The sequence below is a fragment of the Paenibacillus sp. FSL F4-0243 genome (genome assembly GCF_037963295.1).
In the GTDB taxonomy this organism is placed as follows: domain Bacteria; phylum Bacillota; class Bacilli; order Paenibacillales; family Paenibacillaceae; genus Paenibacillus_AQ.
Map to the genome: position 1 here is coordinate 6665647 of NZ_CP150151.1, position 14369 is coordinate 6680015.

At 46.4% G+C, this 14369-nt stretch carries 15 protein-coding genes; 4 read left to right on the top strand and 11 right to left on the bottom strand.

Annotated features, from left to right (window positions below; all coding sequences use genetic code 11):
- Positions 1–90: 90 nt before the first annotated feature.
- From NSS87_RS29500 to NSS87_RS29515, 4 genes are all read right to left on the bottom strand, one after another.
- Positions 91–711, bottom strand: a complete 621-nt coding sequence (locus NSS87_RS29500) for an alpha/beta hydrolase (RefSeq protein ID WP_339243902.1) — start codon at positions 709–711, stop codon at positions 91–93.
- Entirely contained in the window at positions 708–1658 is a 951-nt protein-coding gene (locus NSS87_RS29505) for a ring-cleaving dioxygenase (RefSeq protein ID WP_339243904.1), read from the bottom strand. Before NSS87_RS29505 ends, NSS87_RS29500 begins: the two co-directional genes overlap by 4 nt.
- 17 nt (positions 1659–1675) lie before the next feature.
- Positions 1676–2077, bottom strand: a complete 402-nt coding sequence (locus NSS87_RS29510) for a DoxX family protein (RefSeq protein WP_042192683.1) — start codon at positions 2075–2077, stop codon at positions 1676–1678.
- Between the two features lie 139 nt (positions 2078–2216).
- Complete coding sequence (locus NSS87_RS29515; protein ID WP_076284899.1) at positions 2217–2690, bottom strand: MarR family transcriptional regulator; 474 nt, start codon at positions 2688–2690, stop codon at positions 2217–2219.
- Positions 2691–2977: 287 nt separating this feature from the next.
- Between NSS87_RS29515 and NSS87_RS29520 the strand changes: the two genes are divergently transcribed.
- The 3 genes from NSS87_RS29520 (at position 2978) to NSS87_RS29530 (ending at position 5606) form a co-directional block, all read left to right on the top strand.
- On the top strand, positions 2978–3640 hold the full coding sequence (locus NSS87_RS29520; RefSeq protein ID WP_339243905.1) for a futalosine hydrolase: 663 nt from the start codon (positions 2978–2980) through the stop codon (positions 3638–3640).
- A complete protein-coding gene (locus NSS87_RS29525) occupies positions 3640–4491 on the top strand; it encodes a 1,4-dihydroxy-6-naphthoate synthase (RefSeq protein ID WP_042192692.1) in 852 nt (283 codons plus the stop codon). Before NSS87_RS29520 ends, NSS87_RS29525 begins: the two co-directional genes overlap by 1 nt.
- 293 nt (positions 4492–4784) lie before the next feature.
- On the top strand, positions 4785–5606 hold the full coding sequence (locus NSS87_RS29530; RefSeq protein ID WP_339243907.1) for a class I SAM-dependent methyltransferase: 822 nt from the start codon (positions 4785–4787) through the stop codon (positions 5604–5606).
- Between the two features lie 69 nt (positions 5607–5675).
- Here the strand turns inward: NSS87_RS29530 and NSS87_RS29535 are convergent, their stop codons facing one another.
- From NSS87_RS29535 to NSS87_RS29565, 7 genes are all read right to left on the bottom strand, one after another.
- Complete coding sequence (locus tag NSS87_RS29535) at positions 5676–6656, bottom strand: alpha/beta hydrolase (protein ID WP_042192697.1); 981 nt, start codon at positions 6654–6656, stop codon at positions 5676–5678.
- A 223-nt stretch (positions 6657–6879) separates the two neighbouring features.
- Positions 6880–8247, bottom strand: coding sequence for a HAMP domain-containing sensor histidine kinase (locus NSS87_RS29540; protein ID WP_339243909.1), 1368 nt, complete (start codon positions 8245–8247; stop codon positions 6880–6882).
- Positions 8244–8918, bottom strand: coding sequence for a response regulator transcription factor (locus NSS87_RS29545; protein WP_042192701.1), 675 nt, complete (start codon positions 8916–8918; stop codon positions 8244–8246). Before NSS87_RS29545 ends, NSS87_RS29540 begins: the two co-directional genes overlap by 4 nt.
- 209 nt (positions 8919–9127) lie before the next feature.
- Positions 9128–10201 (bottom strand): ABC transporter substrate-binding protein, encoded by a 1074-nt coding sequence (locus NSS87_RS29550; protein ID WP_339243911.1) that lies wholly within the window; start codon positions 10199–10201, stop codon positions 9128–9130.
- A complete protein-coding gene (locus NSS87_RS29555) occupies positions 10198–11031 on the bottom strand; it encodes an ABC transporter permease (RefSeq protein ID WP_042131492.1) in 834 nt (277 codons plus the stop codon). Before NSS87_RS29555 ends, NSS87_RS29550 begins: the two co-directional genes overlap by 4 nt.
- On the bottom strand, positions 11021–11833 hold the full coding sequence (locus NSS87_RS29560; protein ID WP_042192705.1) for an ABC transporter permease: 813 nt from the start codon (positions 11831–11833) through the stop codon (positions 11021–11023). The genes NSS87_RS29555 and NSS87_RS29560 overlap by 11 nt, the downstream gene beginning before the upstream one ends.
- On the bottom strand, positions 11823–12932 hold the full coding sequence (locus tag NSS87_RS29565) for an ABC transporter ATP-binding protein (RefSeq protein ID WP_042194671.1): 1110 nt from the start codon (positions 12930–12932) through the stop codon (positions 11823–11825). Before NSS87_RS29565 ends, NSS87_RS29560 begins: the two co-directional genes overlap by 11 nt.
- A 307-nt stretch (positions 12933–13239) precedes the next feature.
- Here NSS87_RS29565 and NSS87_RS29570 point away from each other — a divergent pair, with 307 nt between their 5' ends.
- Positions 13240–14337: an FUSC family protein gene (locus NSS87_RS29570; protein WP_052404453.1), complete on the top strand. Its 1098-nt coding sequence runs from the start codon at positions 13240–13242 to the stop codon at positions 14335–14337.
- The last annotated feature ends 32 nt before the right edge of the window (positions 14338–14369 follow it).

Consider the following 14369-nt stretch of genomic DNA (forward strand, 5'->3'; position numbering starts at 1 on the left):
AAAGGAAGTGGATTGATCAATCCTTTTATGGAGGGTTATAGGTGCCTGTATAACAAGAATAACCGCCATTCGGCGGTTATTCTGATTGTTTTATGCATTTGTAGATGTGCTGCGCATTTGCAACCAATCTCTAGCGGCTTCAGCCTCAGCAACACTCAGGCGATGACCTTGGTTGCCCCAGTGTGTTGTAACCTCTGCGCCTGCCTTCTGTAAAATAATGTCCAAATCCTCAGTCTCCGAAGAAGCGATAAGTGGATCATTTGTGCCTGCACCAATGAAGATAGATACTCCTTCCATCGAAGGAAGCGTAATATTTCGAAGCGGTACCATCGGATGCAGTAGAATTGCAGCGCGGAAAACATCCTTATAATGGAACAGCAGGCTACCCGCAATGTTCGCACCATTAGAGTAACCCACGGCTACCAGATTGTTGGCATCGAATCCGTATTGCGCTGCGGCTTCATCCAGAAACTGCTTGATCTCGTGAGTACGGAAGATTAGATCTGCTTCATCGAATACCCCTTCGGCTAACCGTCGGAAGAACCGCGGCATACCATTCTCCAGTACATTCCCTCTGATGCCTAGCACCGATGAATCAGAAGATAACAACCCGGCAAGCGGCAGCAAGTCCTGCTCATTGCCTCCAGTACCGTGAAATAATACAAGCGTGGGTTTCGTTACATCTTTACCTTTATGGAATACATGAATCATCCCTGCTTCACCTCAATTTCTCTTATTTGAAAAGGACTTAAATTTTCTTCGATAGCCGCACGATGCGGTTCATACCAAGATGGCAGCATCAGCTTTTCACCCAGCGCATCCACCGCTTCATCACGAGCAAAGCCCGGAGGGTCCGTAGCAATCTCGAACAGGATTCCACCTCTTTCACGGAAATAAATCGCATTAAAGTATTGGCGGTCTTGAACCGGTGTCGGATGATGCCCATGATTCTGCACTTGAAGCCCCCATTCCTGCTGCTCAGCGTCATCTTGTGCACGCCAAGCGATATGGTGAACGGTGCCTGTACCTCCTGCTCCTTGCGGAACCGGTGTTGTCTTCAGATCAATAATATTACCCAAATCGCCAGTAGTTCTATATCGACTATACCCGTCTCCATCAGCGATATGCTTCATTCCCATTGTATCGACAAGCGTTTCTGCAGTTTGCGACGGATTGTTGCTGTAGAGCACAGCGCCGCCGAACCCTTTGATAGCATGCCCCGTGGGAACTCCCCCGAAAGACCACTTGCTAAGCGGTCCTTCCTCACGTTCCACGAGTTCAATGCGCAAACCGTCATAATCAGCAAAGGAGAGATAAGATTCCGAGATTCTATGCTTAAGAGTAACCGGAATTTGATATGCCGCAAGACGCTGTTCCCAGAATGTCAGAGAGCCCACTGGTACTGCGTAAGTCGTTACGCCAACTTGCCCACTGCCAATTCTGCCTTTACGCCCGGTAGGTGAAGGAAAAAAGGTAATAATCGTTCCCGGAGCACCTACTTCATTCCCAAAATATAAATGATAAACTTCCGGAGCGTCAAAATTAATCGTCTTCTTCACAAGCCGTAGTCCTAGAATACCGGCGTAGAAGTCAACGTTACGCTGAGCATCTCCAACAAAAGCGGTAATATGATGGATTCCTGCAGTTTGAAGTGTCATAATGATAAACCCCCTTCTTAGTTAAAAATCAATGCATCCAGAGAAATCGAACCTGGCCCTGTAAGTGCTATACCTGCAGCGACTACCAGTACCGTAAGCGGAAACTCAATTCCGTTCGAAGTAGACCAGAAGCCATTTGGAGCGTGAACCTTAATGATAGCCCCCAACATAGTGGCAACAATCAACACCGCTGCAACAGGCGTCAGAAGGCCTGCCGCGAACATGAATCCGCCTACCAGCTCCATTAGTCCTGCTAATACCGCCATAGTAACCCCCGGTTTAATGCCGATGGATTCCATCCAGCCACCTGTACCCTTCGGGCCGTAACCACCAAACCATCCAAACAACTTTTGGGCACCATGCCCTATAAACGCAATCCCGATCACTAATCTCATCAATAATATTCCTACACTTATCATTGTTAATCCACTCCAATTTTCTTTGATTTAATTATCTTAACATTAAGATATATGATAAAAATTTTTATCTTTCAGTGGTTAGAAGCAGCGAACTGCTTCCGACCATATAAAATGTCCTTGATGCGATATTTCAGCGCTCCTACACACCTTTGCCTAGCTTCTTCAGTAATTCAATCGCCTGACCCTTCTCATCCTTATCCAGTCCACGCATCAAATCATGAATCGAAGCCACATGACGCGGGAAAATCTTATCGAATAGCTCACGCCCTGCATCCGTAATCTCCGCATAGGTCACGCGTCTGTCCTCACTACACGGCACACGTTTCAACAGACCTTTCTTCTCCAGCTTGTCGATATTATAGGTGATGCTTCCACTCGTAACGAGAATCTTCTCCCCGATCTGTTGTAGTGGAATACGGGTCCGGTGATACAGCACCTCAAGCACCATGAACTCGGCAGATGCCAGCCCATAACTCTTCATATCCTTCACAGCTTGATCCATCAAGCTTCTGTAAGCCTTAGATAATACAACAAATAACTTTAAAGAAGACGCCTGATCCATCTCCGTAGTATTCTCTGTATTACGAACATTCTCTTCGGTATTACTCATCATTCCCACCTCCAGTTTGACAGCGATGTTGTTCAATATAAAGTAAATGTCTTTACATTAAATATCTTTAAGTTAAGATAACTATACTTCCTCACGCTACCTTTGTCAACCTCGCCACTCCAAAAAGATAACATAAGGTGCTTAACGAGCTGTTAATGTTCTTTCTACGACTTTTTAGGAGCGTGATGAAAATCACTCTAAGTTTGACCTGACCCTTAAAACGGCGTATTCTTGTCTTTACGAATGACTATTTAGTAAGCGATTTCACTTCTCTCAAAGGAGGCAACCTGATGGTGGAGGAACAAGCTGGTGCGCGGCGCATGCTGATCGTAACAGCCGTAGCCGCAGAGCGAGACGCGGTCCTGCGCGGCCTACAAGGCAGCGACAGGTTCCATGTGATTGCTGCCGGCGCAGGTACGGCAGCAGCGGCGGCAGGAACCGCCGCGGCACTCGCAGCCGGATCTTACGGCTGCGTAATCAGCGCCGGGATCGGCGGCGGGTTCCCGGGGGTGGCACCTTTAGGCTCGCTGGTCGTTGCCAGCGAGATGATTGCCGCCGACCTCGGGGCCGAGACGCCGGAGGGCTTTCGCAGCGCTGCCGAGCTTGGCTTCGGCAGCGTGTCCGTGCCGGCTGACCGCGGCACGGTACAGGCAGTTTCGGCCGCGCTGGCAGCAGCCGGACTGACCGTAAGCACGGGGACCGTGCTTACGGTCTCGACGGCGACCGGCACCGCGGAGACGGCCGCCGCCCTCATCGCACGGCATCCCGGTGCCGTCGCGGAAGCGATGGAAGGCCACGGAGTTGCCGTGGCCGCTGAGGCGCTGGGGCTCCCGGTACTGGAGCTCCGCGCCATCTCGAACCCGGTCGGTCCCCGCGACCGGGCCGCCTGGAAGATCGGCGATGCAATGGAAGCATTAACGGCGGCAGCCGCTATACTATTGGAGGTGCTGTAATGACAACTGAGCTTAATATCGCTTTTTCCCCTTGCCCTAACGATACCTTTGTATTCCATGCCTGGGCACACGGGCTTGTCCCGAATGCACCACAGCTTAATGTAACCTATGCCGACATTGATATTACCAACACGCTTGCTGCTAATGGAGAGGGACCTGAAGTCCTTAAAATCTCCTATGCCGCTCTACCTTGGGTTCTTGAGCGCTACAAATTGCTGCCATGCGGCGGCGCACTGGGTCGTGGCTGCGGGCCGTTGCTTCTTACAGCAAGTGGCCCAACCGCGATTAAACGTCCCGAGAAGCTCGCTGGACGAAGAATTGCCGTACCTAGCGAACGTTCTACAGCTTATCTGCTCTTCAGATTATGGGCAGCACAGCATATAACGGGAGGGATTGGCGAAATCGTCGTCATGCCTTTCGATGAGATCATGCCTGCCGTACGCGATGGACATATCGACGCTGGACTGGTAATTCACGAAGCCCGTTTTACTTACGCATCTTATGGTCTTAATATGCTGACTGACCTGGGCAGCTGGTGGGAAAGCGATACTGGACTGCCGATTCCACTTGGCGCGATCATTGCTCGCCGCGATCTGGATGCCGATGCCATCACTGGCTGGATTCGCAGCTCTCTACAATATGCGTGGGATCATCCTACCGATTCTAGAGACTATGTGCTTAGCCACGCTCAAGAGCTGGCTCCAGAAGTGGCTAAATCACACATTGATCTCTATGTGAACGACTTCTCGATGAATCTAGGCGATGACGGCTACGCTGCAATCACCTCCTTACTAAATCGTGCTGCAGCAGAAGGACTTGTACCTGCCATCGATCCTGCATTACTTCGGTAGCATTTGCTAGACGTTCTTAGCGCACTTTAAAACTAGACATAACCCACAATCCCCGGTACACCATAAGGTGTTCTCCGGGGATTTTTGTTTGAAATATAAGAAAGTATAAGTTTCACACCATACTTTATGTCTTATATTTCTCGCTTAAACACTTGCCGTCCTTATAAGGACGCCGAAGGCATTTATGCTTGTTCTGAGTAACATTCCCCGCGATTGCTTCGATCCATTATTTGGCATGGCGAAGCGATGGCTATACAATAGACCTATAAATAGGTTCTAAGAAGGAGGATCACATGATACCTGAAAACAATAGCAAACAAAACATCGATCGATTTCTCGGCTTTCAAGAGGACTATGACCGTTACCGTCCTGAAGCTCCTGGCATGATCATCAAGCTGCTGACCGACTACTTAGGCAGCACACCTTCAGTCGTCGCAGATATAGGCTGCGGCACGGGCTTGTCTACTTTTCTGTGGAAGGATGTCGCGGACAACGTAATTGGTATTGAACCGAATCCAGATATGCTGGGAAAAGCAATCGATAAATTAAGCCGGATAGAAGATCCTCAATCCATCACTTTTGTACAAGGTTATTCTAACCAGCTTCCTCTTGCAGTGGACAGCGTAGACATAGTGACCTGCTCACAGTCATTCCACTGGATGGATCCTGAAAGCACACTTCGAGAAATCTCCCGGGTCTTGAGAACAGGTGGTGTCTTCGCTGCCTACGATTGCGACTGGCCTCTCCCCCTTCAACAGAAGGTAGAAGAACGTTACAACCAACTGATCTCCAAATCCGAGGAACTGCTCGCCTCACTCTTACCTGATGCTGAGAGAGCACATAAATGGGACAAAGAAGGGCATTTGTCACGGATTCAGGCTAGTGGAGCTTTCTCTTTTGCAAGAGAGATCGTATTTCATAATCTTGAGTCCTGCGATACACAGCGCTATGTTGGACTCGCTCTAAGCCAAGGGGGTATAAGAACCGTTCTGAAGCAAGACGCTACCCTACTCAATCAGGACATTGCAGATTTCAGCGCTGCAGTTGAAGACCATTTTCAAGGACGCACCTTAGAGGTACTGATCAGCTACCGAATGAGAATTGGCATCAAATAATTTCCGCCCTTAAGCGCAAAGAACGCCCCGATATTCCTTATAGGAGGAAAGTCGGAGCGTTTTCTTATTTTATTTGACTTCTTCCATGAACAAATTTAGGTTCTCAACGATTTCCTTAGATCTGGAATGGTGTAAATAATGTCCGCCTTCGAATGTCATCACTTTTCCATGCACAGATTCCTTAACTTGCCCTTCATGCAGAGGAATCCAATCTTTCACGGTTGTATTATTCGCTTGTATAAAGAATATAATGGGAAGGTTCTTGTCGAATTTCAACCCTCTGGCTGCGACAAAGTTAGGATATATATGTTCCATTTCATTTAAGGTAGTGGAATTATTCATATTTTTGAGCGATATCAATTTCATTTGTTTTTTGGTCTCATCATCAAATGGCAGTCCATCATAAGGGTCACCGCTTAATTGCAATCCCAATCTAATGATACCTGAGTCTTTGAGCAGCTTTAATTTTTTTATCGGGAATTTAACATCCATACCGCCTTGCTCAGGAACACTACTATCAACCCCTACAAATGCACTCACTTCGTTTGGATATTTCTTCGCATATTCCAATCCGTAAATACCTCCAATGGAGTGACCCATTAGAATATATTGGTCAATGTTTAGATTCTGTACGGCTTCATGAACCTCACTTATGATATTCGCTGTAGTTCGTTCCTTATCGGTCTCATCACTTAATCCATACCCAAACGGCTCAACCGCGACCACTTTGTAAAATGGTGATAACTCATCAATCAACGGCTTAAAATCAAGTGCTGGCGCTCCAGTTCCAAAGCCCGGGATAAGTACAATAGTCTGCTTCCCTTGTCCTTGGATCAAAACATTCATACTTTTTCCGTCAACAGGAACTAACTGACCATATTGATGTATTTTTTTCTGATCAGATTTGTTGCTAATAACATTAACTGTATAAACAACAGCTAGAAAAAGCACGATCAAAATCACTATTGCTCCTAATATTTTAAGCAATAAGTTACGTACTTTATGCTTTTTCTTTTCATTCCCCGTTTTTATTACCTCTGTTTGTGTCACCCTCATCTTCTCCTGTCCTAATCTATTTATTATGTCGCCTTAACGTTTCGCTAATGAGATCTTAACCAACGATGATGTACTCCTCATGACCACAATATGAACTAAATATGAATAGGCAAAAAAAAATACTACGGCAGCGCAAGCAAGAAATCTTACCTGTGCTACCGTAGTATGAACAATGAGGCGCGCGTTCAACCCCTCGCAAAATATCCTTGAACGATAATTATTCTGTCGGCACTATAATTGGTAAGGTGACGATGAAGGTCGTTCCTTGGCTAGGTTCGCTTTCCACTCGGATATCCCCTTTATGAAGCGATACGATCTGTTTAACAATGGCTAGTCCCATCCCGCTACCGCCATACTTGCGACTGTGAGAACGATCAGCTTTAAAGAAGCGTTCAAATATGCGTTCTTGGTCCTCGGGAGAAATACCAATGCCAGTGTCGGATATTCGGACGATTACATTGTCCAAATCTTGTTTGATGCTGACGTTAATCACACTGTCATCCTTGGAGAACTTGATGCTATTTCCAAGGAGATTCGTCCACACCTGACTTAACAGATCATGGTCTGCCCATACGATTACTGATTTCAAATCAAGTTCAAAACTAATGTTGCGTGCCGACCATTGGGGCTGTATCGCCACGATTACACGTCTGATCTGTTCGTCAAGACTGAACGTGATAAGCCGCAGTTGTTGGGATTGCGATTCAAGCAAGCTCAGCTTTAACAAACTATCGCTCATCTTGGACATCCGCTCCGCTTCAGCAATAATAATGTCGAGATAACGATTCCGTTCATCCTCTGTGAGGGCTACTTTCTTGAGCGCAATAGCATAACCAGATATCGAGGTAAGCGGAGACTGAACCTCGTGCGACACATTCGTTACGAACTCCCTGCGCATTTGCTCAAGGTGCTGCAGATCGTGCATCATTTCCTCGAAGCTATTAGCCAAGGTACCTAGCTCACCCATCTGCTTAATATTCAATTCGACATTAAAATCCCCAGTTGCTATACGCCTAGTTGCCTTTGTAAGCCTTTTGATCGGTCTCACTAAGAACATAGAAGCGACCAGTATCAATACGCTTCCCGTTATTAACGAATACGCCAAAAAATTAAATAGCAGATTCCTCGTAGAAGACAAAGTAGGAGGCACAATCGGCTCCACAAACATCGCCTTCGTCCCCATTTCAGTTTTCAAAGGTAGTCCTAAGAGGTTGGAAGAACCTATACTCGGTTTAACTTGAACAGCTTCACCAGCCAATACTTTCTTCAGTTGCTCCCTAGTCACGGTAACAGGGCTCTCTCCATTAAGCACTCCGTAAGACTCAAACTGACCATTCTCATCGTAAATTCGAATATGGTAGGAATCAAGCTGCTTCATTCCACTTATAAGAACATCCGCTTCACGTGATGGTAAGGTTTCGTATATCCTGGCGATGTCCTGACCAAAGCGAAGTAAGGGAATTCGCAGGTTTTCGTTTAATTTATCTTGAAATACCCAGGTTGTCACAAATAGAGAAATCAGTGTGCCTCCGATCACGGAGACTAGAAAGGTCAGAACAACACGTGTATATAACGATTTGATCATTCATATACCTCAAGCCGGTAGCCAAGTCCACGGACCGTCTCAATGCGAAAATCAGGTGTAGACGCGAACCGTTCGCGCAGACGTTTGATATGCACATCTATCGTTCGATCGTCTCCAGCGTAATCAATCCCCCAAATCTGATCGATTAACTGCTCGCGCGTATAGACTTGTCCGGGTGTTCCAGCGAGCTTATACAGCAATTCGAACTCCTTGAGTGGCAACGTGAATGACTCTGTTCCTCTCATCACCTTATAGGTTTGCCGATCAAGGACGACGTTGCCGAACTGGATCGTCTGAGTGGAACCAATCTTGTATCGCTTCAATAAGGATCTAACACGAACCGTCAACTCCAGCGGATCGAATGGCTTCGTCAAATAATCGTCTGTCCCCAGTTCGAAGCCCTTCACCTTCTCCCAGGTTTCACCTCTCGCAGTTAGCATAAGTAAGGGAAGATCCGGATTGGCTTTTCGGAGCTCTTTACATAACGTCCACCCATCCATAATCGGCATCATGATATCGAGTACAACAAGATCAACCTGCTTTGAGGCGTAAACGGCTAACGCTTCTTTGCCGTCTGCAGCTTCGGCTGTATCAAATCCGTCGTTACGTAGAAATAAACAGACGAGTTCGCGAATGTTCGCGTCGTCGTCAGCAACTAGTATAGTAGGCATTCGTACCCTCTTTTCCTGTTATCCATCCTAGCCATTATACTACAATATACTTCCAGCCAAGAAGGAACGCCTTCGGCATCATTTAAAGGGTGATGATCGTTTCACAAAAGCGCAAAACTTATACTTTCTTATCTTTCAAAAAAGAGCGTCTAACACGGTAATCCGCATGTAGACGCTCTTGAAGTCGTTTGACTTTACCTCCAAACGACTTACTTTTTATTCATCTTAAACTTCAGGAAGAGCTCATTGTAATGAGCAAGCATCCGTTTGCCAAGATTATCATACACCTCAAGCCGATCCGTAATCTCAGCAGGCGGGTAGAAACGGGTATCCTCGGAAGTTTCTTTCGGAAGTAGCTCCAGCGCAGGAATGTTAGGTGTGGAATAACCTACGTATTCTGCATTCTTAGCCGCTACATCTGGGCGAAGCATGAAGTTAATGAACTTATGTGCTCCATCCACATTATCCGCAGTTCGTGGAATGACCATGTTATCAAACCACTTGTTCGAGCCTTCCTCAGGCACTACATAATCCAGTTTATCATTCTCATCCATGATCTCAGAAGCATCACCGGACCACACAATGCCGACCGCAGCCTCTTCATTGGCAAGCAGCATCTTAATCTCATCTCCGACAATCGCCTTAACGTTAGGAGACAGCCTATTCAGCTTGGTCAGCGCTTCTTGCAGGTGAGCCTCATCCCGGTCATTAACGGAATAGTGCAGGCTGTTCAAAGCCATACCCATCACTTCGCGTGCTCCATCCACCAAGAAAATGTTGTTCTTCAGCCTGCTGTCCCAGAGGGAATCCCAGCTAGTGAAATCCATCCCTTTCGTCATATCCGGGTTGAAGATAATCCCGACGGTTCCCCAGAAGTAAGGCACGGAATACTTGTTGCCAGGATCGAAGGAAAGGTCCATAAACCGCGGATCAATATTCTTTAGATTCGGAACCTTGCTATGATCCAGCGGTATGAGCAAATTTTCTTCTTTCATCTTAGCAATGGCGTAATCCGAAGGAATTACGACATCAAAAGTAGTTCCACCCTGCTCCACTTTAGTTAGCATAGCTTCATTAGAGTCAAAAGTTTGGTAAATGACCGTTAATCCGGTCTCTTTTTCAAATTCCTTCAACAGATCAGGATCGACATAGTCGCCCCAGTTATAGATAGTCAGTGTATTCCCACCGGAATAGCCCTCTCTCGAGTTCATCCAAGAGCCCAAGTACATTAGAGCGAATGCCGTGATCATGATCGCCAAAAAAGCATTTACCAGCTGTTTCATCTAGGCACCCCCGCTTCCGCCACTGGCTCCGCCACAGCTTCCGAGGTATTCTGCCGGTTCTTCTTAAGAGTCAGGAAGTAATAACCGACAACGAGCAGTATCGTGAATAGGAAGATCAGTGTCGATAGCGCATTAATGGATAACGACACCCCTTGCCGAGCTCTGGAATAAATCTCAACCGATAGCGTCGAATAACCATTACCCGTTACGAAGAACGTAACTGCAAAGTCATCCAGTGAATACGTAAGTGCCATGAAGAATCCACTAAAGATCCCCGGTTTGATAATCGGCAGAATAACTTTAGTCAGAACATCCTTGCGGCTTGCGCCGAGGTCACGTGCGGCATCCGTCAGTGAAGGACTCATATCCTGTAAATGCGGCAGAATCATCAACACGGCAATCGGCACACTGAACGCGACATGCGAAAGCAGGACGGACACGAAGCCAAGCTTGATGCCTGCAATGGTGAACAGGATCAGGAACGATGCACCGATAATGACATCCGGACTAACGATCAACACGTTGTTCAAAGATAACAAGGTGTTTTTAGCACGGCGGTTCTGTACACTCTTAATGGCCAATGCACCAATAATAGCGATAAGCGTGGCGATAGCCGAGGACAGAAGCGCGATTACAAGCGTGTTAATCATGATGATAATCAGACGTGTATCCTGAAGGACCTCACGGTAGTAATCCAGCGTAAAGCCCTCGAACTTGTGCATCGTCCCCCCGCTGTTGAACGAATAGTACATCAGATAGAAGATTGGCGCATACAGAACAGCGAACACTAGCACTAGGTACAGATTGGAGAAACCGTTTTTATTTCTCATTCCGCACCCCTTTCCGCGATCCGCCGGTAATAATCATAAACAGCGCCATAATAGCAATCAGAAACACTGCAACCGTGGAGCCCATGCCCCAGTCCTGTGTGACCAGAAAATGCTGCTCAATCGCAGTGCCGAGTGTAATGACCCTGTTGCCTGCAATCAGACGAGTAATCATAAACAGGGACAGCGCTGGTATGAATACCGCCATACATCCGGAACGCACACCCGAAATGGTCAATGGAAAAATAACGCGCCGGAACGTCGTCCAGCCTGAAGCACCCAGATCACGTGCCGCATCCAGCAAGGATAAATTAAGATCCTCCAAAGCGCTGTAGATCGGCAAGATCATGAATGGGATAAAGATATACACAGATACAAATACAAAGCTGAAGCCCGTAAACAAAATTTGCTGTTCTCCGATTCCAAGCAGATCAAAGAAATTGTTGATTGGTCCGAACGTACCAAATATGCCGATAAAAGCGTAAGTTTTTAGCAGCAAATTAATCCATGTTGGTAAAATAATCAGCAATAACCATAGCTGCTTATGCTTCGTTCTCGTCAACAGATATGCCGCCGGATAGGCGACCAGCAAAGAGAATGCTGTAATCAAAAACGCATACCAGAATGAGGTTAGCGTCATTTTTAAGTACACAGGTGTAAAGAAGTTCACGTAGTTATCTAGCGTAAGATGCCCATCCAGATCAAATAGAGAATAATAGATGACAAGCAGCACTGGTGCGATTACAAACAAGGCGATCCACAGGTAATAAGGGATGAGATAATACGATCTGCCCTTATTCTTCATGACTCTCCACCTCGCCGTAAGCTTCCAGACGTTTGTCGAACTCTTCCTCCGTTTCACCAAAACGCATAACATGAATCGCTTCCGGATCAAAATAAAGGCCAATTTCACTACCTACCGTCGCCTTACGTGTAGAATGCACAAGCCATTCATGTCCGGATTCATCATAACAACTGATTTCATAGTGGACACCCCGGAACAACTGGGAATCCACTCGCACACGTAGCTTACCCTGTTCTAGCGTTGAAATTTCCAAATCCTCGGGGCGTATAACAATCTCCACAGATTCGTTTGGTTTAAGACCAGCATCAAAACATTCAAAGCGGCGCCCATTAAACTCCACCAGATAGTCTTCAATCATAACACCCGGAACAATGTTGGACTCGCCAATAAAATCAGCCACGAAACGGTTAATTGGCTCATCATAAATATCATTAGGTGTTCCGCTTTGTTCGATTTTTCCTTTGTTCATGACAAAAATCCAGTCGGACATCGCGAGTGCCTCTTCCTGGTCATGTGTAACAAAAATAAAGGTAATGCCAAGTCGTTGCTGCATTTCACGCAGTATGTACTGCATCTCTGTTCGCAGCTTCAGATCGAGCGCAGATAGCGGCTCGTCCAGCAAAAGAACCTGCGGCTCATTCACAATCGCACGAGCAATGGCCACGCGCTGACGTTGACCACCGGACATTTCGTTAATGGCACGCTGCTCGTAACCCACAAGGTTAACGAAACTTAGCGCTTCCTGCACCTTCTTCGTGATGACGTCTTTCTTAAGCTTCTTAATGCGCAGTCCGAAAGCCACATTCTCGAATACGTTCAGGTGTGGAAACAATGCGTAATCCTGAAATACCGTATTGACCTGCCGCTCATTGGCTGGAATGTGGTTAATCACTTTACCGTTTAAATAGATAGAACCGCTTGTTGGCTCTGCGAACCCAGCGATCAATCGTAGAATAGTCGTTTTACCACAGCCTGATGGACCAAGTAGTGTATAGAACTTGCCGCGCTCTATCTCAAAGCTGACTCCTTTTAACACCGGATCTTCGTCGTCATATTGCTTGGTAACCTCTTCAAATGAAATAATGGTGCCTTCCTGAATAGCTATAGCTAACAACCTCCCTGCCTAAAGTATCACAATACTATTTTACCCGCATCTCGCGGAGAACAATCGAATGGGCATGCTCAGCGCTAATAAGCGACAATTCCTCCTCTCATTCGACACTCCAATAGATATAGCATATTAGATTGTACCATTATATGCGATAGCTTACATGGATAAGGAATGCGTAAACTTAACAACTTTGTAAAATATCCAGTCCTCCAGGCCTTTTTTAAGATGTTATAATGAAAACGAACTGAAAGACCAGACAGTTTTTTCATTTTTTTCCGAAAGAAGATGAATGATAATGAACGAGGGGTTACAAGACCGCCTTGAAAAATATGGTTTCTCACTTTACATGATACGAATTACGCTGGCCGCTTCACTTTCATGGGTCGCCGTACACAGCATATATGGTAGCCAATATTTATACTTTGCACCCCTTGCGGCTATCCTCATCACCCAAGCCAGTGTTAAAGCATCGCTAGAAAAAGGAATCTACCGCCTGATCGGCATTATTCTTGGCGGGATCGTTAGCCTAATTGTTGGCCAGTTTTTTGATGTAGGTGGGCTTTCTATCCTGCTCATTCTACTCATCGGGATTGGCATCGCTACGGCCTGTAAGATGAACATTCAAGCTGTCTCACAGGTGGGTGTTACTTCCGTTCTAGCTCTTACCTTTTACCAGAATGACTACGTGCTTTGGAGAATAGGGGAAACGTTCATTGGTGTACTGATCGCCCTGGCCATCAATATGATTATCGTGCCGCCGAACAGGTTCGTCAAGGTAAAAGCATTGGCATTCGAAGGAAGTCTTCTACTTGCGGATGCATTAAAAGATCTCGTAGGCGTAAGACGTGATTCTCCGAAAGACAATTTGCTGGAGGAAGCAGGTAAACTCCTGTCGAATAGCAGCCGGGAACAAAAAGAAATGTTCTATACCCTCACACATTATCAGTGTCGTGGTGAACTGAAGGGACTCATACAAGCTACCTCACATCTAAAAAGCATTCATTCCTACGTCAAAGAAATCGCCGACGATATTCGTCTTCTGCCAGCGCATCACGCCTCTTCGGACTGGATGAAGGATGTGCTGGAATCAACCGCAGATTGCATTGCTCTTTATGGAACCAGAACCTTATCAGACGCCGAATGCCAACGTTCTCTTGCCGATTGCATACAACGCGCTCGAGACCTGCAACTGGCAAGTTTCTCTGAACTACAAGGGAATTGTTCGCTATCAAGCATTCGTGATCTTGGTGCGGTCTTCAGTCACTTAAACCGGGTGTTGGAGGAAGTAGAGCGGGCTAAATCTGCTACTTATGTTGTAGCCACTCGGCCCTCAACGGCTGAAGTCGCACGCGCTTTACGTTTTATTAAAAAGGGACTCTCCCAGAAGCTATAAGCTTCGGGAGTGTCCCTTTTGTTCAAATATAA